Annotated in this window: 21 protein-coding genes; 6 read left to right on the top strand and 15 right to left on the bottom strand. The window is 33.7% G+C overall.

The window, feature by feature from the left end:
- Positions 1–73: 73 nt before the first annotated feature.
- Positions 74–1,465 carry a PAS domain S-box protein gene (locus tag QQS35_RS03755; protein WP_285930487.1) on the bottom strand — a complete coding sequence of 464 codons (1,392 nt, stop codon included), beginning with the start codon at positions 1,463–1,465 and terminating at the stop codon, positions 74–76.
- Positions 1,466–1,584: 119 nt separating this feature from the next.
- Here QQS35_RS03755 and msrA point away from each other — a divergent pair, with 119 nt between their 5' ends.
- Positions 1,585–2,118, top strand: a complete 534-nt coding sequence (gene msrA, locus QQS35_RS03750) for a peptide-methionine (S)-S-oxide reductase MsrA (protein WP_285930485.1) — start codon at positions 1,585–1,587, stop codon at positions 2,116–2,118.
- 69 nt (positions 2,119–2,187) lie between these two features.
- Here msrA and QQS35_RS03745 read toward each other — a convergent pair whose 3' ends face one another.
- The 9 genes from QQS35_RS03745 to QQS35_RS03705 form a co-directional block, all read right to left on the bottom strand.
- Positions 2,188–3,183: an LLM class flavin-dependent oxidoreductase gene (locus QQS35_RS03745; protein ID WP_285930484.1), complete on the bottom strand. Its 996-nt coding sequence runs from the start codon at positions 3,181–3,183 to the stop codon at positions 2,188–2,190.
- Between the two features lie 125 nt (positions 3,184–3,308).
- Positions 3,309–3,977 (bottom strand): bifunctional phosphoribosyl-AMP cyclohydrolase/phosphoribosyl-ATP diphosphatase HisIE, encoded by a 669-nt coding sequence (gene hisIE, locus QQS35_RS03740; RefSeq protein WP_285930483.1) that lies wholly within the window; start codon positions 3,975–3,977, stop codon positions 3,309–3,311.
- Positions 3,967–4,725: an imidazole glycerol phosphate synthase subunit HisF gene (hisF, locus tag QQS35_RS03735; RefSeq protein WP_285930481.1), complete on the bottom strand. Its 759-nt coding sequence runs from the start codon at positions 4,723–4,725 to the stop codon at positions 3,967–3,969. Before hisF ends, hisIE begins: the two co-directional genes overlap by 11 nt.
- Entirely contained in the window at positions 4,722–5,426 is a 705-nt protein-coding gene (gene hisA, locus QQS35_RS03730) for a 1-(5-phosphoribosyl)-5-[(5-phosphoribosylamino)methylideneamino]imidazole-4-carboxamide isomerase (RefSeq protein ID WP_285930480.1), read from the bottom strand. Before hisA ends, hisF begins: the two co-directional genes overlap by 4 nt.
- Positions 5,423–6,022, bottom strand: a complete 600-nt coding sequence (gene hisH / locus QQS35_RS03725; RefSeq protein ID WP_285930478.1) for an imidazole glycerol phosphate synthase subunit HisH — start codon at positions 6,020–6,022, stop codon at positions 5,423–5,425. Before hisH ends, hisA begins: the two co-directional genes overlap by 4 nt.
- On the bottom strand, positions 6,022–6,609 hold the full coding sequence (hisB, locus tag QQS35_RS03720; protein ID WP_285930477.1) for an imidazoleglycerol-phosphate dehydratase HisB: 588 nt from the start codon (positions 6,607–6,609) through the stop codon (positions 6,022–6,024). Before hisB ends, hisH begins: the two co-directional genes overlap by 1 nt.
- Before the next feature lie 48 nt (positions 6,610–6,657).
- Positions 6,658–7,938, bottom strand: a complete 1,281-nt coding sequence (gene hisD / locus QQS35_RS03715) for a histidinol dehydrogenase (RefSeq protein WP_285930476.1) — start codon at positions 7,936–7,938, stop codon at positions 6,658–6,660.
- Positions 7,935–8,555, bottom strand: coding sequence for an ATP phosphoribosyltransferase (gene hisG / locus QQS35_RS03710; RefSeq protein ID WP_285930475.1), 621 nt, complete (start codon positions 8,553–8,555; stop codon positions 7,935–7,937). Before hisG ends, hisD begins: the two co-directional genes overlap by 4 nt.
- Positions 8,552–9,676 carry an ATP phosphoribosyltransferase regulatory subunit gene (locus QQS35_RS03705; RefSeq protein ID WP_285930474.1) on the bottom strand — a complete coding sequence of 375 codons (1,125 nt, stop codon included), beginning with the start codon at positions 9,674–9,676 and terminating at the stop codon, positions 8,552–8,554. Before QQS35_RS03705 ends, hisG begins: the two co-directional genes overlap by 4 nt.
- A gap of 251 nt (positions 9,677–9,927) precedes the next feature.
- On the opposite strand from QQS35_RS03705, the gene hisJ reads away from it, so the two are divergent.
- Entirely contained in the window at positions 9,928–10,758 is an 831-nt protein-coding gene (hisJ, locus tag QQS35_RS03700) for a histidinol-phosphatase HisJ (RefSeq protein WP_285930473.1), read from the top strand.
- Between the two features lie 64 nt (positions 10,759–10,822).
- Here hisJ and QQS35_RS03695 read toward each other — a convergent pair whose 3' ends face one another.
- The 4 genes from QQS35_RS03695 to parE all read right to left on the bottom strand — a co-directional run bounded on the left by QQS35_RS03695 (position 10,823) and on the right by parE (position 19,926).
- Positions 10,823–14,443, bottom strand: coding sequence for a dynamin family protein (locus QQS35_RS03695; protein ID WP_285930472.1), 3,621 nt, complete (start codon positions 14,441–14,443; stop codon positions 10,823–10,825).
- A gap of 338 nt (positions 14,444–14,781) precedes the next feature.
- Positions 14,782–15,243 carry a flavin reductase family protein gene (locus QQS35_RS03690; RefSeq protein ID WP_285930471.1) on the bottom strand — a complete coding sequence of 154 codons (462 nt, stop codon included), beginning with the start codon at positions 15,241–15,243 and terminating at the stop codon, positions 14,782–14,784.
- A 247-nt stretch (positions 15,244–15,490) separates the two neighbouring features.
- Positions 15,491–17,953: a DNA topoisomerase IV subunit A gene (parC, locus tag QQS35_RS03685; RefSeq protein ID WP_285930469.1), complete on the bottom strand. Its 2,463-nt coding sequence runs from the start codon at positions 17,951–17,953 to the stop codon at positions 15,491–15,493.
- 14 nt (positions 17,954–17,967) lie between these two features.
- Positions 17,968–19,926, bottom strand: coding sequence for a DNA topoisomerase IV subunit B (gene parE, locus QQS35_RS03680; protein ID WP_285930467.1), 1,959 nt, complete (start codon positions 19,924–19,926; stop codon positions 17,968–17,970).
- Between the two features lie 498 nt (positions 19,927–20,424).
- Here parE and plsY point away from each other — a divergent pair, with 498 nt between their 5' ends.
- The 4 genes from plsY (at position 20,425) to QQS35_RS03660 (ending at position 23,366) form a co-directional block, all read left to right on the top strand.
- Positions 20,425–21,009, top strand: a complete 585-nt coding sequence (gene plsY / locus QQS35_RS03675; RefSeq protein WP_285930465.1) for a glycerol-3-phosphate 1-O-acyltransferase PlsY — start codon at positions 20,425–20,427, stop codon at positions 21,007–21,009.
- Between the two features lie 203 nt (positions 21,010–21,212).
- On the top strand, positions 21,213–22,139 hold the full coding sequence (folE2, locus tag QQS35_RS03670) for a GTP cyclohydrolase FolE2 (RefSeq protein ID WP_285930463.1): 927 nt from the start codon (positions 21,213–21,215) through the stop codon (positions 22,137–22,139).
- Between the two features lie 14 nt (positions 22,140–22,153).
- The gene (gene yidD / locus QQS35_RS03665) at positions 22,154–22,396 is read left to right on the top strand and encodes a membrane protein insertion efficiency factor YidD (RefSeq protein ID WP_285930461.1); all 243 of its coding nucleotides are present in this window, start codon (positions 22,154–22,156) and stop codon (positions 22,394–22,396) included.
- Between the two features lie 79 nt (positions 22,397–22,475).
- Positions 22,476–23,366 (top strand): manganese catalase family protein, encoded by an 891-nt coding sequence (locus QQS35_RS03660; RefSeq protein WP_285930459.1) that lies wholly within the window; start codon positions 22,476–22,478, stop codon positions 23,364–23,366.
- Positions 23,367–23,430: 64 nt separating this feature from the next.
- On the opposite strand, the gene QQS35_RS03655 is transcribed toward QQS35_RS03660, so the two are convergent.
- Positions 23,431–23,730, bottom strand: coding sequence for a hypothetical protein (locus tag QQS35_RS03655; protein ID WP_285930458.1), 300 nt, complete (start codon positions 23,728–23,730; stop codon positions 23,431–23,433).

Genomic DNA, 23,730 nt, shown 5'->3' with positions numbered 1-23,730 from the left:
TATAGATTTAAATCAATATATATAGTCTCATATATTTATAGTTTAACCAATAGAAAATAACGGAAAATATAAATTATTTATACTTTGGTAATATAACGGTAAACGTTGTTCCTACGTTTTCTTGGCTATTGATAGACATTTCACCTTTATGATTATGGATTATTTTTCGAGTTACCATTAACCCTAAACCTGTACCCTTTTCTTTCGTGGTGAAAAAAGAGTCACCCACTTGATCTAGTTTATCTGCAGGTATTCCACATCCATTATCCTTTATTTGAATAAATACTTTTTCTTCTTTTTCAAATAATAATATTTCAACATGTTCATTATCTTCAGATGCTTCAATTGCATTCTTTATGAGATTCACAAACACTTGCTTCATTTGAGATTCATCACCTAAAATAAGGTGTGTTTTTTTAGTACCATTCCATATTAAGTCAATTTTATGATTACGTGATTGTGCATTTAATAAAAACACAACCGAATCAATAATTTTACCAATATTTTGTGCTTTCAATTCTTCAACAGGCTTTGCAAACCCTAATAAATCATTGGCAATCTGTTCAATTCTTTCAATTTCGGTATTAAGTATGGATATATAATCTGTTGTTTTTATTGTACCTGCTTGCATAAGTTGTAAAAATCCTTTAATAGATGTTAAAGGATTTTTAATTTCATGGACAACTCCCGCACTTAATTCTCCAATTAACGCTAACTTCTCCGACTGTCTTAGCATCTGTTCGGATTTCATTTGCTCCGTGCAATCTCTCATATCTAATACAATCTTTACCACATTTGCAGATTTCACTATTTTCGCCTTTGACTCAACCCAAATTTTATTTCTTAATCTAAATCTAATAATATAAGGTTTTTCTGTATTAAGTAAATTTTGCCTATTATTTTTAATAAACGAGATATCATCAGGATGAACGAATTCAAAACTATCGCAACCGATTAAAGTTGAAGGTTGAACTCCTATAACTTCAGTAGCGGATGGGGAAACATATAAAATAATACCATTAAGAGATATTTCTACAATCACGTCTGAAGTGTTTTGACTAATTAGTTGATATTGTTTTTCACTTAACAAAGACTCTCTTTCAAATACTTTTCTTTTTGTAATATCATTGATATGAACTTGGGCAAGTACTTCGTTTCCTTTTATGTATGGTAATGCAAATACTTCTACATGAATAATTGAGCCATCTTTCCTAATTAACCTTTGCTCCATAGCTTCTGTAGTTTTCTTTTCCTTCAAAATAAATGTTAATCGTTCGTTACTTATTTTTTTATATTCTGGATGAAGAATATCCTTCCAATGAAGCGTATCCTCCCTCGAATACCCCAGTAACTGATAAATACGTTGATTAGCATAAACTAACTCTTCTTGATTAAGTAGTATAATCCCTGTTAATGAGTTTTCGATAATTTGAGAGAAATCTAATGAACCTATAGAAGTAGCCAAATAACCCCTCCTTTAATAAAATTAAACATCAATCGTGGACAATTGTAAATAAATTATGTAAATTATTAAGACTGGGAATTTTAAATTTGTACCTATTTATACAATTAGGAGTGTTGAATTTGAGTGAAAAAAATCTTTTGCAAACAGCCACATTTGCTGGTGGTTGTTTCTGGTGTATGGTTAAACCTTTTGATCAATGGGATGGTGTCCATCAAGTAACTTCTGGATATACTGGTGGACATATAAAAAATCCGTCGTATGAGCAAGTGAAAACTGGACAAACTGGGCACTATGAAGCAGTCCAAATCATATTTGATCCATTAAAAATAACATATGATCAAATTCTTTCTCTTTACTGGCCTCAAGTAGATCCAACTGATTCAGAAGGCCAGTTCCAAGATCGTGGACCACAGTATCGAGCTGCTATCTTTTATCATTCAGAACAACAAAAAATAAAAGCAGAACAATCAAAACAAGAAGTTAAAAATAGTGGTAAATTTAAAAAAGAAATTGTTACAGAGATATTACCTGCTTCTGATTTTTATCCTGCAGAAGACTATCATCAAGATTTTTATAAAAAAAACGAAAAAGAATATCAAGAAGATAGGAAACAATCAGGTAGAGATGAGTTCATAACTACATTTTGGAATTAACCAAATAGAGCCTTTCGTTTGAAAGGTTCTTTGACGTGTTATTACTTTACATAATATAATTATAGTGAATTATGATAAAACCTTTGCTAACAACTTGTAAGAATTGCATTTTTCCTTGAAGTCAAAAATATTCGTTATTATTAAAAATTCATCTACACCACCATATTTCTTGCTTAATTCTTCAAGTTCTTTTTTTACACCATCAGGCGTACCAACAATAGCTCTTTTACGATTTTCCTTAATCTGATCTAACTCTTCTTTACTTAAACTTGTTTTGTTAATTTCAGAACTTGACGAAATTTTAGTATCTCCTCCATTTTTAACATTTAATAACCATTTATCTTGACTAATGGCTAACTCTCCCGCTTTCTTTTCAGTTTCTGCACACACGACAAACACACAAACATTCACCTTAGGTTTTTCCAAATTTAAGGAGGGTTTAAATTTATATCGATACTTCTCAATTGCTTTTTGACCATTTTCTGGATTTATAAAGTGTCCAAATGTAAAGCCCGCTCCTATATTAGCAGCGTTTATGGCTCCTCTTTCTGATAATCCCAACACCCACATTTCCGGATGTGTATCTATTCTTGGGCTAGCTTTTATAGTGCGAAACTCATGATCGCTAGCCAGATCATTAAATAAAAAACCATACAACTCTTCCAATTGGACAGGAAATAAACTAAGGTTCTTTTTAAGTCGGTCTGTCAAAGCTAATCGTGTTGTTGATGAACCTCCTGGAGACCTACCAATACCTAAATCTATTCGATTAGGGTATAGTGCCTCCAGCATGTTAAACATTTCTGCGACTTTTAGAGGTGCGTATTGAGGAAGTAAAACACCACCCGAGCCAATTCTAATTTTATTTGTTTCCGCTGCTAAACGAGCAATTAAGATTTCAGGCGCTGAACTTGCTAAGCCATTCGTATTATGATGCTCTGCAACCCAATAACGGGTATAGCCTAGAGTCTCTACAAGTTTAGCCAACTGTATCGAGTTTTCTAACGTTTCTTTTGGTGTTGATCCTCTTGAAATTGGTGCCTGATCTAATACACTAAACTTCATTATTACCCCTCTTCCTAGGAAGATATTAATGTTAATTGAGTCTCATAATTACCTTATTCAGTCATAGGTGGCGATAAAATTGGTATTATGAAATTGATTAAATTATATAAAAACAAAAAAGAGTGTCACCACTCTTTAATATCTGGGCGATCTCCCTTACTATTTCCCTTTTTTGAAAAACGATTAGATAGCTCTTGTTTAACTTGGTTTAGTGATACGCCTTGGTCTGCCATCAATACAAAACTATGATAAATAAGATCACTAATTTCATTTTTAATCTCTGTTTTATCATTATTTTTCGCTGCAATAACAACTTCGCCAGCCTCTTCAATTACTTTTTTACCAATCTTGTCAATTCCTTTATCAAACAAATAGTTCGTATAAGAGTTATCTGCTTTAACTTGCTTTCTTTCTTCAATTTCAGCCATTACATCTTCAAAAATTGAAAAAGCAAACGAATCTTCATTCTGATAAGTAGCACCTGTCTCCAAATCTATAGATTGATAAAAACAAGAAATCTTTCCTGTGTGACATGCAGGGCCCTCTGGCTTTACTTTTATTAAGAGTGTATCATTGTCACAATCCAAACGAATCGACTGTACTGCCTGCGTATTTCCCGATGTAGCACCTTTATGCCACAGCTCGTCCCTGGAACGTGAGTAAAACCATGTTTGTTTTGTTTCTAGTGTTTTGTTAAAGGATTCTTCGTTCATATACGCTAACATTAATATATCACTTGTTACTTCATTGACTATAATTGCCGGAATTAACCCTTTAGAAAAATCAGGCTTCACGAATATTCACTCCTTGCTTTTTACAACTATCTTTAACTTGCCTAATAGAAAATGTCTCTTCATGAAAAATCGATGCTGCTAGCGCAGCTGACACATCTGTTTTTTCAAATACTTCAGAGAAGTGTTCAGGGGTACCACAGCCACCAGAAGCAATGACAGGTATGCGCACAGCATCAACAACTGTTTTTGTGAGTTCTATATCAAAACCATCCTTAACACCATCTGTATCGACACTTGTTAATAAAATCTCACCAGCACCTTTTTGTTCAGCAGTTTTTGCCCATTCAATTGCGTCTATACCACTATCTTTACTACCTCCATGGGTCATTACATGCCAACCATCTTCAAACCGTTTTGCATCAATAGCAACAACAATGCATTGTGCTCCAAACCTTAATGAAGACTCTGTAATAAGTTCAGGATTAGCAACTGCAGCTGAATTCATTCCAACTTTATCAGCCCCTGCTTTTAGCAATCTTGTCACATCATCTATCGTACGAACTCCACCACCTACAGTAAATGGTACAAATACGTTTTCAGCAGTATCTTTTACAATATCCACCATAGTTTGGCGCCCCTCATTTGTTGCAGATATATCTAAAAATATAATCTCATCAGCACCATGTTTCGAGTATAGTGATGCCATTGCTACAGGATCACCCAATTCACGTAATGAAACAAAATTTGTTCCTTTTACGACTTTTCCTTCTTTTACATCTAAACAGGGAATAATTCTCTTTACAATCACTGAGATGCCCCCTTTAATGTAACTTTTCCTTCATAAATCGCCTTACCTACAATCGCTTCTTCAATTCCTATTTCTTCTAATGCTTTTAAATCATCATTATCTTTAATCCCACCTGATGCCACAATCTTACAACTGACTGCTTCCATCAAATCAACTAAAGCCTGTACATTTGGGCCAGTCATCGTTCCATCTCTTGAAATGTCAGTGAAAACAATTGTCTTAACACCAAGTACTTCCATTTTTTTAGCAAAATCAATATAATCAATTTCGGACAAAGTTTCCCATCCACGAGTAGCTACTTTCCCATCCTTTGCATCAATACCAACAACAATATAATCAGCATATTGCCGAAGCGCAGCTTTTAAAAATGTTTCATCTTCTAATGCTGCTGTTCCTAAGACAAGACGGTCAGCTCCTGCATTCACTAACTTTTGTATCGTATCTAGACTACGTATTCCACCACCAACTTGAATAGGTACCGTAGAATTAGCACATAATTTTTTTATTAAATCATATTGTCTTGCCTCACCATTACGTGCCCCGTCTAAATCAACAATATGTACGATTTCAGCTCCATCTTTAATAAAAGTTGCTAGTTGTGATTCTGGATCACTCCCGACTTGCGTAGTTTTACTAAAATCACCTTGATAGAGGCGAACACATTTTCCATCTATTAAATCAATTGCTGGTAAAATTTTCACTTTTGTCCCTCCTGAAGAAACGCTTTTAAAATTCCGACACCAACTTCTCCACTTTTTTCCGGATGAAATTGAATACCAAATACATTTTCTTTTTGAACAATACCAGGTACTTCTGTTCCGTATTCAGCTGAAGCAACAATAAACTTATCATCTGTTTTCGCTTGATAAGAATGTACAAAATAAACATGTTTATCTTGAAATGATTGAAAAGGTTGATGTCCTTTTTTAATAGTTAAAGCATTCCAACCAATATGAGGTAATAAATACTCTGTTTCTATTTTTTCGATTGTTCCAGGTATGATATCCAAGCCCTTTGAAAAACCAGCTTCATAGCCTTCTGAAAACAATAATTGCATTCCTAAACAAATACCCAAAAATGGTTTTTCATTTGCTAAGCGTTGTAAGGGTTCCTTTAAACCCCGATTATTTATTTCTTCTACTGCTGCTTGAAATGAACCAACACCTGGCAATATAATGTGGGATGCTTTTTCTAATTCAGCTATATTATCCGTAAGTATTACCTCATAACCTAATCGCTTAAAAGCGGTCGAAACACTAGCAACATTTCCCATTCCATAATCTACAATTGCTATCATTATTCAATTAGCCCCTTTGTTGAGTTAACTCCTTCGATTTCTGGATTAATACGGATTGCATCTGCAAGTGATCTACCCAAAGCTTTAAATAACGCTTCAACCTTATGATGTGTATTTTCACCATATAGGACCCGTGCATGCAACGTAATACCTGATTGGAATGCAAAGGCCTGCATGAATTCCTTCACTAATTCCGTATCAAAATCTCCTAGTTTTTGATTATCAAATGACGCATCAAATGCTAGAAATGGACGTCCGCTAATATCTAATGCAACAAATCCTAGAGTTTCGTCCATTGGCACATAGGCACTGCCATAACGATTTATTTTCACCTTATCTCCTAATGCTTCTCTTATCACTTGGCCTAAAACAATTCCCACATCTTCCACTGTATGGTGACTGTCAATATGCAAATCACCATTAGCTTTAATGGTTAATCCAATACGACCATGTCTAGCGAATAATTCCAACATATGATCAAAAAAACCAACACCAGTTTTAATGTTTACTTCCTTACTATTATCTAAATTACAAATTACTTCAATTTCTGTCTCATTTGTTTTTCTACTTTTACTTGCAGTTCGCAAATGAATCACTCCATTCAGAATCTATTATATATATATATAGAACTTTTTTTATTTGTTCAATCGCTTTTGCACTGCTCTTGCATGCCCCTCTAATTGTTCTTCTGTTGCAATATTGACAACGTGCTGTGCTGCATCATCTAAAGCTTGTTGTGAATAATATAAAAATGTTGTTTTTTTAATAAAATCATCTACAGATAAACCAGATGAAAATCTAGCGGTACCTGACGTTGGGAGCACATGATTTGGTCCAGCAAAATAGTCGCCTAATGCTTCAGGTGTATAGTTTCCAAGAAAAACTGACCCTGCATTTTTTACTTTTCCTAAGTAATTAAGAGGACTTTCAACCTGGACCTCAAGGTGTTCTGGTGCTAATCGATTTGATAACTCAAATGCTTGAGTAATATCCGAAACCAACACACAACTACTTTTATTTTTTAATGCTTTTTCAGCAATTTCTCTTCTCGGTAAATTTGAACACTGTCTCTCTAATTCCATTTTTGTTTCTTTTATTAATTGATCAGATGTTGAAAACAAGAATGCGCGTGCGTTCTCATCATGTTCTGCTTGTGCAATTAAATCAGCTGCTATGTAGATTGGGTTTGCTGTTTGATCCGCTATAATCGCAACTTCAGATGGACCTGCAATCATATCTATTCCAACATCTCCATAAACAAGTGATTTAGCTGCTGCAACATATGCATTACCTGGTCCGACAATCTTATCAACATTACTAATCGTCTCTGTACCATAAGCTAATGCTGCAATTGCTTGTATTCCACCAATCTTCAATATTTTTGAAACACCCGCAATATCAGCAGCCACCGATAAAATCGGAGCTATATTCTCCCCATTTCTAGCCGGGGTCACCATAATAACTTCTTCTACTCCAGCTAGTACAGCAGGAATGGCATTCATCAATACAGAAGATGGATAACAAGCTGTTCCACCCGGTACATAGATGCCTACTCGTTCGATAGGTCGAAACAATTGTCCTGATACAACCTCTTCCCCTACATTCATAAAACGAGAAGAGCTTAATTGTTGCTTATGAAAGTCACGAATATTGTCCGCCGCTAATTTCAAAGATGTTATCGTATCTGGATCCACCTCATCCCATGCTTGTTCGCGTTCTTTATTTGATACTTCAAAATCGATTGGTACATAGTTATCAAACTGTTCTACATATTTACTTAAAGCTTTATCACCGTTTTCGCGAATATCATTAATTACTTGTTTAGCTATTTCAATAATAGTAGTATCTTCTAAACTAGCTTTTTGCTTAGAAAGGAATTTCTCTTCAAATGATTGTATAGAATAAGATGGAATCATTTTACTACAACCCCTCTCCGAAATGATTCAATAACTGTAGCTAATTCGTCTCGTTTAATTTTCAGTGAAGACCGATTGGCAATACAGCGGGCACTAAATTCAAAAAACTCTTCTTTTATGACAAGACCATTCTCTTTTAATGTATTTCCAGTTTCGACAATATCAACAATACCATCTGCTAATCCTAAAATAGGAGCAAGTTCAACTGACCCCTCTAACTTGAAAATTTCTACAGACTCGCCCTTTTGTTTAAAAAACTCTTTTGTGATGTTCGTATATTTACTAGCAATACGTCTTTTTCTTTCCGGCCACACCTTACCTTCTTCTGTCGCTAAGGCCATTCGACATTGACCAAAAGGTAATGGAAACAAATTATAAACATCCGGTTGGAACTCTGCTAATATGTCTTCCCCAACGATCCCTAAATCTGCAATACCATGTTCCACATAAGTAGTCACATCTACACCTTTAGCAAACACAAATTGAAAATCATCTGTTTCAACACGAAGTTTTCTCCCTTTATTTACGAGCGGATCAACATCATAAGAAAGAGACTTAAAAAAATCTAAAAATTGCTTTTCCAGTCTTCCTTTTGTAAGTGCAATACATGGTTTCATGCTTCGACCACCTTATACTGATTATTCTCTGTAACTATCTTAACTACTTTATCAAACTGTTCTAAGTTTGTTGGTTCGTATTGTATGTCTACAATAGAATTTGTGTATGTTTTTCGTACGGTTTCAGCATATACATGGGATGCTTCTGTTGCTAGAATGCAAACCTTTTTCAGATTATCCTCTACTACTAGATTTTCTGCCAAAACATCGACATCGAATGCTAAACCTACTGCTGAAATTCTTTCATCAAACTGTTCGTATAACTTATCATACCGTCCACCTGAAAAGCAGGTTAAACCACTACTTTTAAGAAAACCTCTAAACATCAAACCGCAATAATATGGTAAGTTCTTTACTCTACCTAAATCCACCAATACTTCATCTACACCTGAATCTTTCAACAAATTCGCTAATTGTTTTATGTGTTTAATAATATTCAGTAGACGATCATTGTCACTCCACATTTTTTCATACTTATTTATAATGTCAAATGAACCATAAGCATCAACTAAGTTTGTTAAAGCTTCAGCAATTTCTTCTTGTCCGTTGCTAGCCGCAATTTGGTACACGACGTCTCTTCTTTTATCATGCATGGCTCCTCTTAACTTTTCCAATTGATCCTCTGTTAATTGAAGCGGTGAAGTTAACTCTTCAAAAATACCAGTATGACCCAATTCTATTAAATAATTATCCGTATTAAGTTCTGTAAGATAGGTAACTGCAGTTAGTAGACATTCGCTTTCTCCTAAAAAAGAAGGAGTATGTACAATCTCAATCCCTGCCTGCCTACTTTCTATCCCATCTTTATCACTTCTAAAAACAGATCCTTGATAAGACCATTTTAATTGAGAGGAATCCTGATTAACTACTGCTCTTGCAATTGCAGTAGTCCAATCAGCACGTAACACTTCTATCTCTCCTTCGCGGTTAAACCACTTCAACATATTTTGCAAATTCATACCTGCGTATTTGTTTGTAAATGTTGTTGCATATTCGACTACTGGTGTTGATATTTGTTTATAATTACGATCCGTTGTTATTTTTCTAAATATTTCATAAGCTTTTGAACGATTGATTAAGCGATTTCCAATTTCGTCCTGGCTACCTGCGGGTAAAAACATTTAATCACATCCTAAATTATTCTTTACTACGTCATCACTCTACCGAAGTAAAGTATTTTATTTAAAGCTAATTTTACACAATCCAATTATTCAAGTCAACCGTTATTATTCGTCAAAAAAGGAAGTGGCTCTTTATATAGTTGTAACGAGCTGAGATCTGTACTTCTTTAATAAATCATTTTTTTTAATCATTTGATGCGACTACAAAAGTAAATTTCTGATATTATAATCTTAAGAAAGGGGTTTATCAAATGAACACAATTGGAGACTTTCACGTACATACAAATTTTTGTCCTCATGGCTCAAACGATTCAATGGAGTCCTATGTTGTTGCTGCTATTAATAAAGGATTAAAATCAATAACTTTTACCGAACACGCTCCGTTACCAAAAACATTTATTGATCCCACGCCAAATAGAGACAGTGCAATGTTATGGGAAGATGTAGATAAATATTTAAATGAAGCAAATGAGCTTAAAGAAAAGTATAAAAATACATTAAATATTAAGATAGGATTCGAAATAGATTTTATATCTGGTTATGAAGAAAGCACTAAAGAACTATTAAATCACTTTGGCCCCCATATAGATGACGCAATATTATCTGTCCATATGTTACAAGCTCCAAATGGCGAATACGTTTGCATCGATTATAGTGTCGAGGAATTCGAACGAATCATCCAACAATTTGGAACCATTGATAATGTTTATAAAACATATTATAAGACGATTAAACAAGCTATTTTATCTGATTTAGGAAAATATAAGCCAATTCGAATTGGACATCTTACATTAATAGAAAAGTTTTCAAAGGTATTTCGAGCTAAAGAAGATTATCTACAAGAAATCAATGGATTATTAGATTTAATCAATGAAAAGCAATACGAATTAGATGCTAACACCGCTGGTTATTACAAAGAATATTGCAATAATTGTTATCCAAGTCTCGACATCATGAGAATCGCTTCTGACAAAGGTATTCGTTTGATTCCAGGGTCAGATAGCCACGCAAGTAAACATATAGGTCGTGGATTTGAACAAATTCCTGATGACATTACATTGTCTTCTCCAGGCACTATGTAAATATAGAAAAAGGGTACTAGTATAAATAGTATCCTTTTTCTAGTAATTCTTCATTATTACGTTCTTAATTTAACTTTAACTTTTCTAAGTTTTCTAAAGTAAGTTGGAACTGATCAACATCCACTAGATTTGTTAAAGAATAGTTAAACCCTTCATAATACGTTTCAATTGTTTTGATTGACTTTTGTTTTAGGCCTTCAACAATTTGATTCCATTCATGCAAATAGTGATCTTGCAAAAGTTGGTCATTCTCATTTACGTAAGTATCAATGTACTTATTCAAACTAGAATACAATTCCTCCTTCATCTTTTCTTTCTCATTTTTTTCAAAAAACGCCTTTGTATTTTTAAATAATCCTAACACTTTATCAAAAACTGTACGATCTAGTTCCGTAAAAGCCGACTTAAAAAGAGGCGTCTCAATGTCAGTTTTCTCTATATTTGGTAGTGCAATACCGGTTTCTACTTGTTTACTTAAGTAGTCTAAATAATCGTTAATTTCATACGCTTTATTATTTATGAAGAACTCTAAGCGTAAGGAAACTGCTCTGAATTCCTGAGCGAGTTCAAAACCTAGAGATTCCAGTAAATTGTTTAAGCATTTCTCTAATTCTGATTTTGCTTGTGCACCATTGCTCCTAATTGTAGCAGGATTAAAGAACTCTTTAAATCGATCATTGAACTGTATGGAAGTACGTTGCTTCACATAGTAGGTTTGCTTTTCTATTTTTTGAATAATTTCATTTTTATATGAACTTATATTAGCATTATTTATGGCTTCGACGATCTTGTTCTTGTCTTCACGATACTTCACTTGTAGCGCCTGTTTATCATCGAAATTCAACTTCGCTGTTTCCAGGTGTTTTTTTAGTAGTTCCTTAGCTCGTTCGATATCATAATAAGAAGAACGAATCAGAATCTCCATTAATTCCTGATTAATAAAGCGATAAAATCTATCTTCGAATGGCGTAATACCCGATTGTGAATTGATTTCCTTCCCTTGTTTTTCCTGAATAGCTTTATGACTGGAAATAGGAAACATTTTAGGGCTGTTAACTCCAAAGTTTTGCAGTTGATCGGACACATAGCTGGTTACTAATTCTAACTCTTGTTCATCTTTTGCTAAGTCTGCTGCATTGACGATGAAAAACATTTTATCTAGGCTAAAGGCATCTTTCACCCTACCTAATTGAACTAAAAAATCCCTATCAGCTTTTGAAAAGGCATGATTATAATAGGTTACAAACAGAATGGCATCAGCTTGTTTAATATATTCAAATGATATATTTGTGTGCCTAGCGTTAATTGAATCTGCACCAGGTGTATCAACTAATGTGATTCCTTGTTTGGTGAGTGGGCAATCATAAAATAACTCCATCCATTCTACATAACAAGCTAATGACTCTTTTGAAACATAATCAGAAAATTCATTAAACGGAATGATAACTTCCTTACCTAAATTAGAATATACCACGTCATATCCATCAGAAATAGCTGTTAAAAAGGAACTTTGTTTTTGGTCTATATCTATGTTCTCTTCACTGATATTTCTTAACCACTCTAAATGATCACTAATATTGACTATGTTCGTATCAATAACATTTTTAACATCTTGGAGCACTGTTTCTTCACTTTTGAATTTAACCATAATTGTTCTATGCTTATGCTCTGTCGTTGAAGGACTAATTTTATTTATGGCAGCTGTAGTTGGATTTGGAGAAACGGGCAACACTTGTTCACCTAGTAAAGCATTCGCAAAAGATGATTTCCCCGCACTAAAAGCTCCAAATAGAGCAACTGTGTATCGCTTATTATGCAAACGTTCTTTTTTTCGCTTTAAATCATCCTCAATTGTTTTAAAACCTGGTAATTCTTCAATTAATTGTAGTGCGTCATCTATTGTTTCTATTGCCAGTACTTTTGATAATGTAGGTTTTATATGGTCATTGGAATCCTGAATTGCATTAGGTTTAGATATCGATTGTTGTTTTTTCTTTGAATATCTAATTTCTCCTGTAGAAAAGGTGATTTGGCTTAACCTATGTTTTAATAAATTTCTAGATTGTTGAAGCAAACTACTATTCGATAAAGGTGAGCTAATTAATTCTTGAAGCTGTGATTTTTTAAAATTAATTTCCTTATCCAACTCCATTAATGCATGTTCAAGATTTTCTACCTGGTCTACAAAATCTAACTCTCTTGTTAATGTTTCAATTTCCATTTTTATATTTTCATGTATAGCTAATTGTATTTTATTTGACAAAGTAACACTAGACTGTTTCGCTAACCGTTTAATATCATTAGCAATATCTTCGCTATATACTAATAAGTATTCACCAGTCATCGTTGCACCCGGTTTGATGAGATCTACTAGTCGTTGTTTGTTATATGGTATAGCCAATGATTGTATTTCATTAAGTAAAGCTACTTGATTAATGTCATAATCTTTTGCGAACGCTGTAATTTTCTCTTTCAATTTCCATTCAATAGAGGCTTCCATCGCTTTCATCAGCGAATCAAAAAAAGTATCTAACCTTTTATTTTGTTCCATTTCTACTTTTTTCCTTGTAGACAGTATCCCTACTTTGAAACCTTTCTTTTGTGACTCTAAAAAGGCATCCGCTTTCTCTCTAATATCAGCGGGCATTAAATAAGCATTATCTAATGTAGAATTGATAATCTTTTTAAAGTCTTGTTCTGACTTTGTTTCCAGTTTCTGAAGCATTTCCACCCTATCTTTTTTATATTGCATTTCATTATAATCAATAGAATCTGACTTCAATTCATCTAATTGATTGGTAATATCTGCTTTCCTATCTAGATTTATATCATTCAACCACTCTATATGTTGTTCGATCAAAACATAGATAGATTTTCTTATCGTTTTATCAACGATATTGATAGGACTGTTCATCAATTTATGTAATTCATCTTTTAATCGGTTAAACTGATTGAATGGTATGTTTTCATGGAGAACCGATGTATAATAAATTCCCTCTGGACTAATATTCCATTCCTTTAGCATCTTATTTATACTGTGTTTGAATTGATCTAATGATAATTCTTCCTCTTTATGCTTATCCATTTGATTAATAACAATATAAACTGATTTTCCATGCTCCTGTAATTCTTTTAAAAAGTTTAAATTAACTTCTGATTGAACATGGTTATAATCCATGACGTAAAATAATACATCAACGGTGTGTAAGGACGATTCGGTCATGATTCGATCAGCATCATTGGTTGAATCAATTCCTGGTGTATCTAAAATAGAAACGTTTTTAGGAATAGCACTAGTATTTTTACTAATTTCCACCCGGTTAATTGCGTCTCCATCCTTACAATAATCCTTAATTACAGTTAAATCATAGGGCTCTTTATACTCAATTGGATTTTCTTCATTAAAAAAAACGCGAGCATAACCTTCACCTGAAGATAATTTAACCACATTAGCACTAGTCGGAATTGGGCTTTGAGGCAGTATATTATCTGATAAAAGATGATTTATCATACTAGATTTACCAGCAGAGAAATGACCTGAAAAGCAAATAACAAATTCTTTAGTATCATACTTGTTTAATAAATCCAATGCCCTGTCAGCATGACTATGGTGACCAGCATCTAAAAATTCTTTATGTAAAGCAGCTATACTTCCAGCTTCAATAGCATTAAGTGATGATTGCATCGTTGTTGAAACCCCTTTGTCAGAATATTCTACAGCCTCTATTATATGATATTAACATATCCTTAACTAATATTGGAGCTAACCTCACTAATTCCATCCTATTTTTCGTCAAAAAAAAAAACAGAAAAGAGTTCTGTTTTTTTACGTTGTCATTATATAGAATTTTTATTTACTCAAAATAACTAAAATCAGATATATCAAAAGAATGGTTTACGTTTCTTCGCATACATCTCAGTATTCACTTAACCCTAAAAACTCTTTCTGCTGGTCGATGACAGTGAAGATTGAATAGCAACATATTTATGAGAAGAGTCTACTTAGAATTGAAATAGATAAAATTAATTAGAAAGGGTATTATATTGCCCTCCGTAATACAAAATTGGACTACCTTCATTTATATCCAATGAAGTTACTTCAGCTATAAAAATCATATGGTCACCTGCTGTAACACTAGATTGAACTTTACAAGCCATTGTTACTAATGATTGTTTCAATACAGGAATGGTATCGATATAATCATACTCCACTTCATCAACCATTTCCTTTTGTTTCGCAAAAACCATTGATAGCTCTTTCTGATTATCTTGCAATATACTTACACCGAATTGATTAGTTTCTTGTAATAGTTTATGCAAGGAAGCTTTTTCATCAATCGAAATAGCAATTAATTTAGGTTCCAACGAAATGGACATTAATGCATTCACAGTCATTCCATGTATTTCATTATTATGCTCGGTAGTTACAACAGTAATACCAGTTGCGAATTTCCCCATAGCCTCTCTAAACATATGATTTTTCATTTATATTTACCCCTTTTATACAATTTACTAATCAAGAATATCACTTTTAATAAGGCTTTGGAATTAAATTGCCTGAGAGAAGGAATTGTCATAACTATTTATATTATAGTTGTATGCCTATACATAGACCTTCATTCAAATAAATTCCCTTTATAAATATATTTAACTATTTCATTAAAAAACGAAAAACGACTTAGCCCAATTAAATGGAAAAAGTCGTTTCGAGTTACCGCTTAATATAACAAGCTTATGTTAAATTATTATCTTTATCAGAGAATGGTTTTGAATAATTAGCTGGTTCCCATATTTCTACAACTTCACCTTGCTCATCAGAATCTATGATATAAGAACCGTTACTATATCGATCACTTTTAGTTAGTTCCAAGGGATAAATTGTATGCGTTTTACCTTCTGTAGTTTTAAATTGAATCGTGTCTTGCTCATTTACTAATGAAAACCCAACGATACGGTGAGGTTTCCGCTTTAATTCCCTAAGCATAACCAATCCACGCTTAGCACGAGAACCTTTTTCAAACTCATCTAATTTCATACGTTTACATGCGCCACGTTGTGTAACCAATACTAAGTTCGTATCAGAAGATAATTCATCGAAAACAAGACCATTGATAACATATTCATCATCTTTTAGCTGAATCGCTTTAACACCAGCAGCTCTCTGTCCTACTGGCGATACTTCTGATTCATGGTACCATAATCCATATCCCTTATTGGATGCGATAAATACATCCGAATGACCATCCGTTACATGAACATTGACAACCTGATCTTCATTTTTAAGATTTACTGCTACAAGAGCTTTAGAATATCGCTGTGCTTCGTATAATTTTAGTTCACTACGTTTAATCATACCATATTTAGTGAAGAAAATAAGATACTTATCCTCTTGAAAGTCTCTTACTGGAATAGCTTTAATAATTATTTCATCTTTATCAATTAAGACGATATTAGATAAATGCTGCCCTAAATCTTTCCAACGAATATCTGGCAATTCATGGACGGGAGCAAAAATAAACCGGCCTTTATTTGTGAATATTAATAATTTATCCGTTGTATTGATTTCTTCTAGTGCAACTAAATGATCATCATCTTTAATTGCAAAATCTGCTCCGTTTGATGCAGCATAAGATCTCAAACTAGTTCTTTTTACATAACCATCTCTAGTAACCGAAACAAGTACATCTTCACTCGCAATCATTACTTCTAAGTTTATTTTCAATTCTTCAATCTCATTTTCAATAACTGTCTTACGTTTATCAGCATATTTCTTTTTAAGTTCTTTTAAATCACTTTTAATAACAGAAAATAATTTCTTTTCATCGTTTAAAATTGCTTCCCATTTATCGATCTTTTTCTGTAATTCTTCTGCTTCTTCTTGTAATGAGGTTATATCTGTATTTGTCAATCTATATAGTTGTAAATTGACAATTGCCTCCGCTTGTTCTTCTGTAAAACCATAAAACTCTTTTATCCTGGATTTTGCATCTTGTTTATCTTTAGATGAACGGATGGTAGCTATCAATTCATCTAAAATAGAAATAGCCTTAATAAGACCCTGAACGATATGCGATCGTTCTTTAGCTTTTCGTAAATCGAATTTCGACTGACGAGTGACAACCTCTTTTTGGTGCTCAATATAACATTCCAGCATGGAAGTTAAATTAAGTAATGTCGGTGTTTTATCTTTAATTGCCACCATATTAAAATTATAGGTAATTTGTAAATCTGTATTTTTATATAAATAATGGAGAATTCCTTCACTGTCCGCATCTTTTTTTAGCTCTACAACAATACGTAACCCTGTTCTATCTGTTTCATCTCTAATTTCAGCAATACCCTCAACTTTTCGGTCGATTCGAAGTTCATCCATCCGCTTAACTAAGTTAGCTTTATTTACTTCGTATGGTATTTCATCAATGACAATTTGTTCCCGCGTACTACGAAGTTTTTCTACCTCTGCCTTACCTCTTACAATGATTTTACCTTTTCCAGTTTTATAGGCTTGTCTAAGTCCGTCAACACCTTGAATAATTCCACCTGTAGGAAAATCAGGTCCCTTCATAACTTTCATTAACTCATCAATCGTTATCTCAGGGTTATCAATTTTTTTAATTACAGCATCAATAACTTCCCCTAAGTTATGTGGAGGGATCTCTGTTGCATAACCTGCTGAAATACCTGTTGACCCGTTAGCTAAAAGATTTGGAATCCTAGCTGGTAGAACAACTGGTTCATTAATCGTATCATCAAAGTTAGGTATAAAATCTACTGTTTCTTTGTCAATATCGCGAATTAATTCAGAGGAGATACTCGATAACCTTGCCTCTGTGTAACGCATAGCTGCAGGTGGATCACCATCTACACTTCCGTTATTCCCATGCATTTCAACTAATACATTACGTACTTTCCATTCTTGACTAAGACGCACCATGGCTTCATAAACAGATGAATCACCATGTGGATGATAGTTACCAATTACATTACCAACAGTCTTTGCTGATTTCCTAAAAGGTTTATCATGGGTATTTCTTTCTTCATGCATCGCAAATAGTATTCTTCTTTGTACTGGTTTCAGGCCATCTCTGGCGTCTGGTAATGCTCGATCTTGTATAATATATTTACTATATCTACCGAAGCGATCTCCAATGACCTCTTCTAATGGTAAATCTAGAAACTTTTCTTGAAAAGCCAAAAAGGTCCCCCCCTTTAAGAATGAATATTTTCATTATCTATGATATTTGTATCTTCTTCTAAACCAAATTGCACGTGTGATTCAATCCACTTTCTTCTTGGCTCAACTTTATCACCCATCAATGTGGTAACTCTTCGTTCCGCTCTAGCTAAATCATCAATCGTTACTCGAATTAATGTACGCGTTTCGGGGTCCATTGTAGTTTCCCATAATTGATCGGCATTCATTTCTCCAAGACCTTTATATCGTTGAAGTAAATAGCCTGTTTTTAACTCTTTTATTGATTTTTTCATCTCGTCATCATTCCAAGCATAACGAACAGTTTCTTTTTTCCCTTTACCTTTTGTAATCTTGTAAAGTGGCGGTAACGCAATATATATTTTCCCAGCTTCGATTAGAGGGCGCATATAGCGATAAAAGAATGTTAACAGCAATACTTGAATATGTGCACCATCCGTATCTGCATCTGTCATGATAACAATTTTGTCATAATTAACGTCTTCTAAATTAAAATCTCCACCAACTCCTGCGCCAATTGTGTGGATAATTGTAGATATTTCTTCATTTTTAAAAACATCCGCAAGTTTTGCTTTTTCTGTATTAATAACCTTACCTCTAAGTGGTAAAATAGCTTGGAATTTACGGTCTCTTCCTTGTTTTGCAGAGCCACCAGCAGAATCACCCTCTACAAGGTAAAGTTCATTTTTATCAGGATTTCTTGATTGAGCCGGTGTTAATTTACCGCTAAGTAGTGCATCTTTTCTTTTTTTCTTCTTACCTGTTCTTGCTTCTTCTCGTGCTTTTCTTGCTGCTTCACGAGCTTCTTTTGCTTTAACCGATTTTTTGATAAGCATACCAGCTATATCTGGATTTTCTTCAAGAAAATAAGAAAGATTTTCAGAAACAACTGAATCAACCGCGGACCTAGCTTCTGAAGTTCCTAATTTCCCCTTGGTTTGACCTTCAAATTGCAGTTTATCTTCAGGGATTCTTACAGATACAATAGCTGTAAAACCTTCTCTTATATCATTCCCCTCAAGATTTTTGTCTTTCTCTTTTAGTACATTCGTTTTTCGTGCATAGTCATTAAATGCACGTGTAATTGCTGATCGTGCTCCAGATTCGTGCGTCCCTCCATCTTTCGTACGGACATTATTAACAAATGACAACATACTTTCTGCATATCCATCATTAAATTGAAAAGCGAAATCTATTTCGATATCCTGTTGTTCTCCTTCAAATGAAACAACCGGATGGAGAGAATCTTTCTCTTCATTCAAATAACTAACAAATGACTTTAATCCATCAGGATATTGATAAGTGTCTTTTTGCTCATTACGATCATCTACTAAATCAATTTGCATTCCTTTTAATAAAAATGCTGCTTCTCTTAAACGTTCCGATAGCATTTCATACTGATAAGTTGTTGTCGTAGAAAAAATAGTAGGATCAGGTTTAAAATGAATAGTTGTTCCTGTTTTTTTAGTTTTTCCTTTCATTTCCAATGATGTAACTGGGACACCACCGTTTTCAAAGCGTTGTTCGTAAATCTGTCCATCACGGTAGATGGTTACTACCAACCATTCTGATAAGGCATTTACAACAGATGCACCTACCCCATGGAGACCTCCACTTGTTTTATATCCACCCTGTCCGAACTTACCTCCAGCATGTAAAACCGTAAATATAACTTCTGGTGTAGGTCGACCAGTTCTATGCATACCAGTTGGCATACCTCTACCCATATCTTCAACAGAAATACTGTTATCATTATGTACCCTAACTTTGATTAATTCTCCAAAACCTGCCAAAGCTTCATCCACTGCATTGTCAACAATTTCAAATACCAGGTGATGAAGTCCTCTTGAATCAGTGCTTCCTATATACATTCCTGGGCGTTTTCTTACAGCCTCTAGTCCTTCTAAGACTTGGATTGAATCATCTGTATATTGAGATGTCGTTTGTTTAACCAATTGAACACCCGCTCCTTTCCTACAACCTATGTTAGCCTAGCAATCAATTAGAGCTAAGTTTTTTAGTTTGGATTTTTTGTTATAAATATTAAGTTTAGCAAGAGCTATGTTAATCGTAGCATCATCTAAAGAGAATGACTACTTAATAGTAGAGCAAACATCTGTTTGTGTAAAGACAGTTATAGCAGTACTTTTACTATTTTAGCTTGTTTCTTGCATTTCGCAAACAGTAATTTTAATTTTAAATCACCATATAATACTAATGATTATAACGAAATTTAAAAATCCCTACTTTTACAGGGTATCTAATTTTAAATAAATAGCAAGACTTATTGTTATATTCTGTTTAAGTTCTATTGACTATATATTGTTAGTATAATTTTATCCCATACTACGATCCTGCTAAAATTACTATTAAAACAAATGATAAACCATAGCAGTGTTTGGAGCGGCATGTTAAAATACTAATACAAGTTTTACATAAAAAGGAGAAAACATATGGAATATTTTCTATTAGCACTTTTAGCATACTTAATAGGTTCAATTCCTTCCGCTTTAATTATTGGTAAACTCGGCTATAAGATTGACATAAGGGAACATGGAAGTGGGAATTTAGGAGGAACCAATACATTTCGAGTCCTAGGTATTAAAGCAGGTATTATTGTTACAACATCAGATATTTTAAAAGGTACGATTGCTACATTGCTTCCTTTCATGTTTGGCTGGGATGAAATTAACCCATTAATAATAGGTCTCTTTGCAGTAATCGGTCACATGTACCCACTGTTTGCTAAGTTTAAGGGTGGAAAAGCAGTTGCGACTTCAGGGGGGCTATTATTAGGTGTAAGTCCGGTACTGTTTTTAATTATAGTAGTTTCATTTTTCATCATGTTATATATTACAAAATATGTGTCACTTTCCTCCATGGTTACTGGGGTGGTTGCCATAATTGTTACTGTATTCCAACAAGAGATTGGATTGATTATAGTAACTTCTATTCTTACTCTGTTTGTTTTCTATCGACATCGCGCAAACATTAAGAGAATAATTAATAAAACTGAACCTAAAATTAAATGGATGTAATTGATAAAATTATATAAATAATCAATCTTTTGCCGAATTTTATTTTGTTAATATAATAAAATTCGGTTTTCTTATACTAAACTTTGGTGTGTAATTACTATATACTAACACTTTATATAAATAAATAGTTTAAATAAATTGAATAAAACTAAGTTGTTGAGTATACTTTGAAATAGTTAAAGAAGGTTGAAAGGAGTCGAAAGATGAATACGACTAAAGTTACAAATAAAAAAACACTTCCAAATAAAAAAGAACGTCATAGATTATTCGGTTCTGTAGAAGCAGGACCAAGAACGAAGCCAGTTAATAAACAAGAAATGGCTGATCTACAAAATACAAAAAAGGATTTTATGTTTGATATTGATGCAGTTGGCATCTCTAATGTTAAACATCCAATTCAAGTTAGTAGTTCATTGGAACCAAAATTCCAAACAACAATTGCAAGCTTCACCTTTACTTCTAGTATTGATAAAGATAGTAAAGGTACAAATATGAGTCGTTTTACCGAGCAACTACATGAGTATCATTCCGCTAATTTTTTTATTAACATTGATAGTTTAAAACAATTCACAAAAGACTTAACTTCTCGATTAAAACAAAAAGATGCTTGTATGGAGGTTACTTTCCCTTGGTTTTTCGAACGGAAAGGCCCCTCTTCTAACTTAACTGGATTAAATCATGCTGATGTCACAATTAAAGTTACTTATGATATCGATTCGGGTTATGATGTCGAAGTGTCACTTACTGGAACGATTACGACCCTTTGTCCTTGTTCCAAAGAGATTAGTGAGTATAGTGCTCATAATCAACGTGGCAATGTTACGATGACAGTTTCCTTAGTTGAAGACTTTGATGAACATGAAATTGATTGGAAACAAGTGTTGTTAGAAGCTGCAGAAAGTAATGCAAGTGCGCGCATACATCCAGTTCTAAAACGACCTGATGAAAAATTAGTTACAGAGCATGCTTTTGAAAACCCTAGATTTGTTGAAGATATTGTCCGTTTGGTTGCTGCTGATTTGTATGAATTACCTTATGTTGAAAAATTCAAAGTCACTTGTCGAAATGAAGAATCTATTCATTTACATGACGCCATAGCATCAGTAACTTATGATAAAAATAACGAATAGTAGGATGAAGAGAAATGCAAAAAGCATTCATTTTATTGATAAAATTTTACCAAAAAGTGATTAGTCCAATAAAACCACCAACTTGCCGGTTTTATCCTACTTGTTCTCAATATGGTTTAGAATCTATTCAAAGATTTGGTGCATTAAAAGGTGGATATTTAACCATTAAAAGAATTTTAAAATGTCATCCATTTCACCCTGGTGGTATGGATCCTGTTCCAAATAAAAATACCAAAGAAAAAACCCGTCAGCTATAATCTGACGGGGTTTTCTTTGGATGTATAAAAAAGAACTTCCGTTACAAAATAACCCTATACTTATAAGAGGAGGAAAGAAATGTTCTTTCATACAAAAGAATTACAATACAATGCAAAACCCAGTAATCCCGATCCTGTATATGCAAAAAAACTACAGGAAATATTAGGTGGTCAATTTGGTGAAATGACTGTTATGATGCAATATCTATTTCAGGGATGGAATTGTCGAGCAGAAGAAAAATATAAAGATATGATTCTTGATATCGGAACGGAAGAAATAGCACATGTTGAAATGATATCTACAATGATTGCACAGTTGTTAGATGGGGCACCAGCTCGCGAACAAGAAGAGGCTGCAAAAGACCCCGCAGTTGAGGCAGTCTTAGGTGGAATGAACCCACAACATGCTATTGTTTCTGGTTTAGGAGCAACACCTACTGATAGTGTCGGCTACCCATGGAACTCACGTTACACGATTGCCAGTGGTAACCTCCTCGCAGATTTTAGGGCAAACTTAAATGCTGAATCGCAAGGGCGTCTACAAGTAGTAAGATTATATGAATCAACGACTGATCCTGGTGTAAGAGATATGCTTTCATTTTTAATTGCACGTGACACGATGCACCAAAATCAGTGGATGGCAGCGATTGAGGAATTAGAGCAAAATCAAAAAGCTATTGTTCCAAGCACTTTTCCACAAGCACTTGAGAAGCAAGAAGTTTCTTATTCCTTTATGAATTTCTCTAATGGTGAAGAAAGTTCAAAAGGAAGATGGGCAAGCGGCAAAAGTATGGATGGACAAGCAGAATTTGAATACATCTCTAAACCAGAAGCAATGGGACAAATACCGAAACTCAATCCTTCCCCAGCATATATGCACGGTACAACAATGCCAGGACAAATTTTACCTGGTATGGACCAAGCAAATTTTGAAGCTAATAATAAGAGTCAGGGTAATGAGCTTCATTAAAATTAAAAGATCTAGACTCTTCTCTATGAAGAGCTAGATCTTTTTACTAGCAGTATAAAGTTAATCAAATGTTAAACCTTTTTATCTGATTCCATTGTTTTTCTTGAGTTAAAACCACTTTTTGCATCTCTCCAAATAAATCATAATGAGGAAAGCAAGGGTCATGATGAATCCAATTCGGCTGTAAATCATATTGTGAACCCCACTTTATTAACTTATCTATATTTGTGCAGCCAACTTTAGTAACTGTATTACACCCCGGAAACCTTGGATCTATCCAATAATGAGTTAAAAAAGAAATATTCCCTTGTTGTACTTGATGTTTCCACTCAATTAACTCTTTTCTCTTTACACCAAAAGCCAT

Origin of the sequence: Aquibacillus rhizosphaerae (assembly GCF_030282825.1) — a bacterium.
Taxonomy (GTDB): domain Bacteria; phylum Bacillota; class Bacilli; order Bacillales; family Amphibacillaceae; genus Aquibacillus_C; species Aquibacillus_C rhizosphaerae.
Note: the sequence above shows the minus strand (reverse complement) of the source record. Positions and strands in the feature narration are given on the sequence as shown.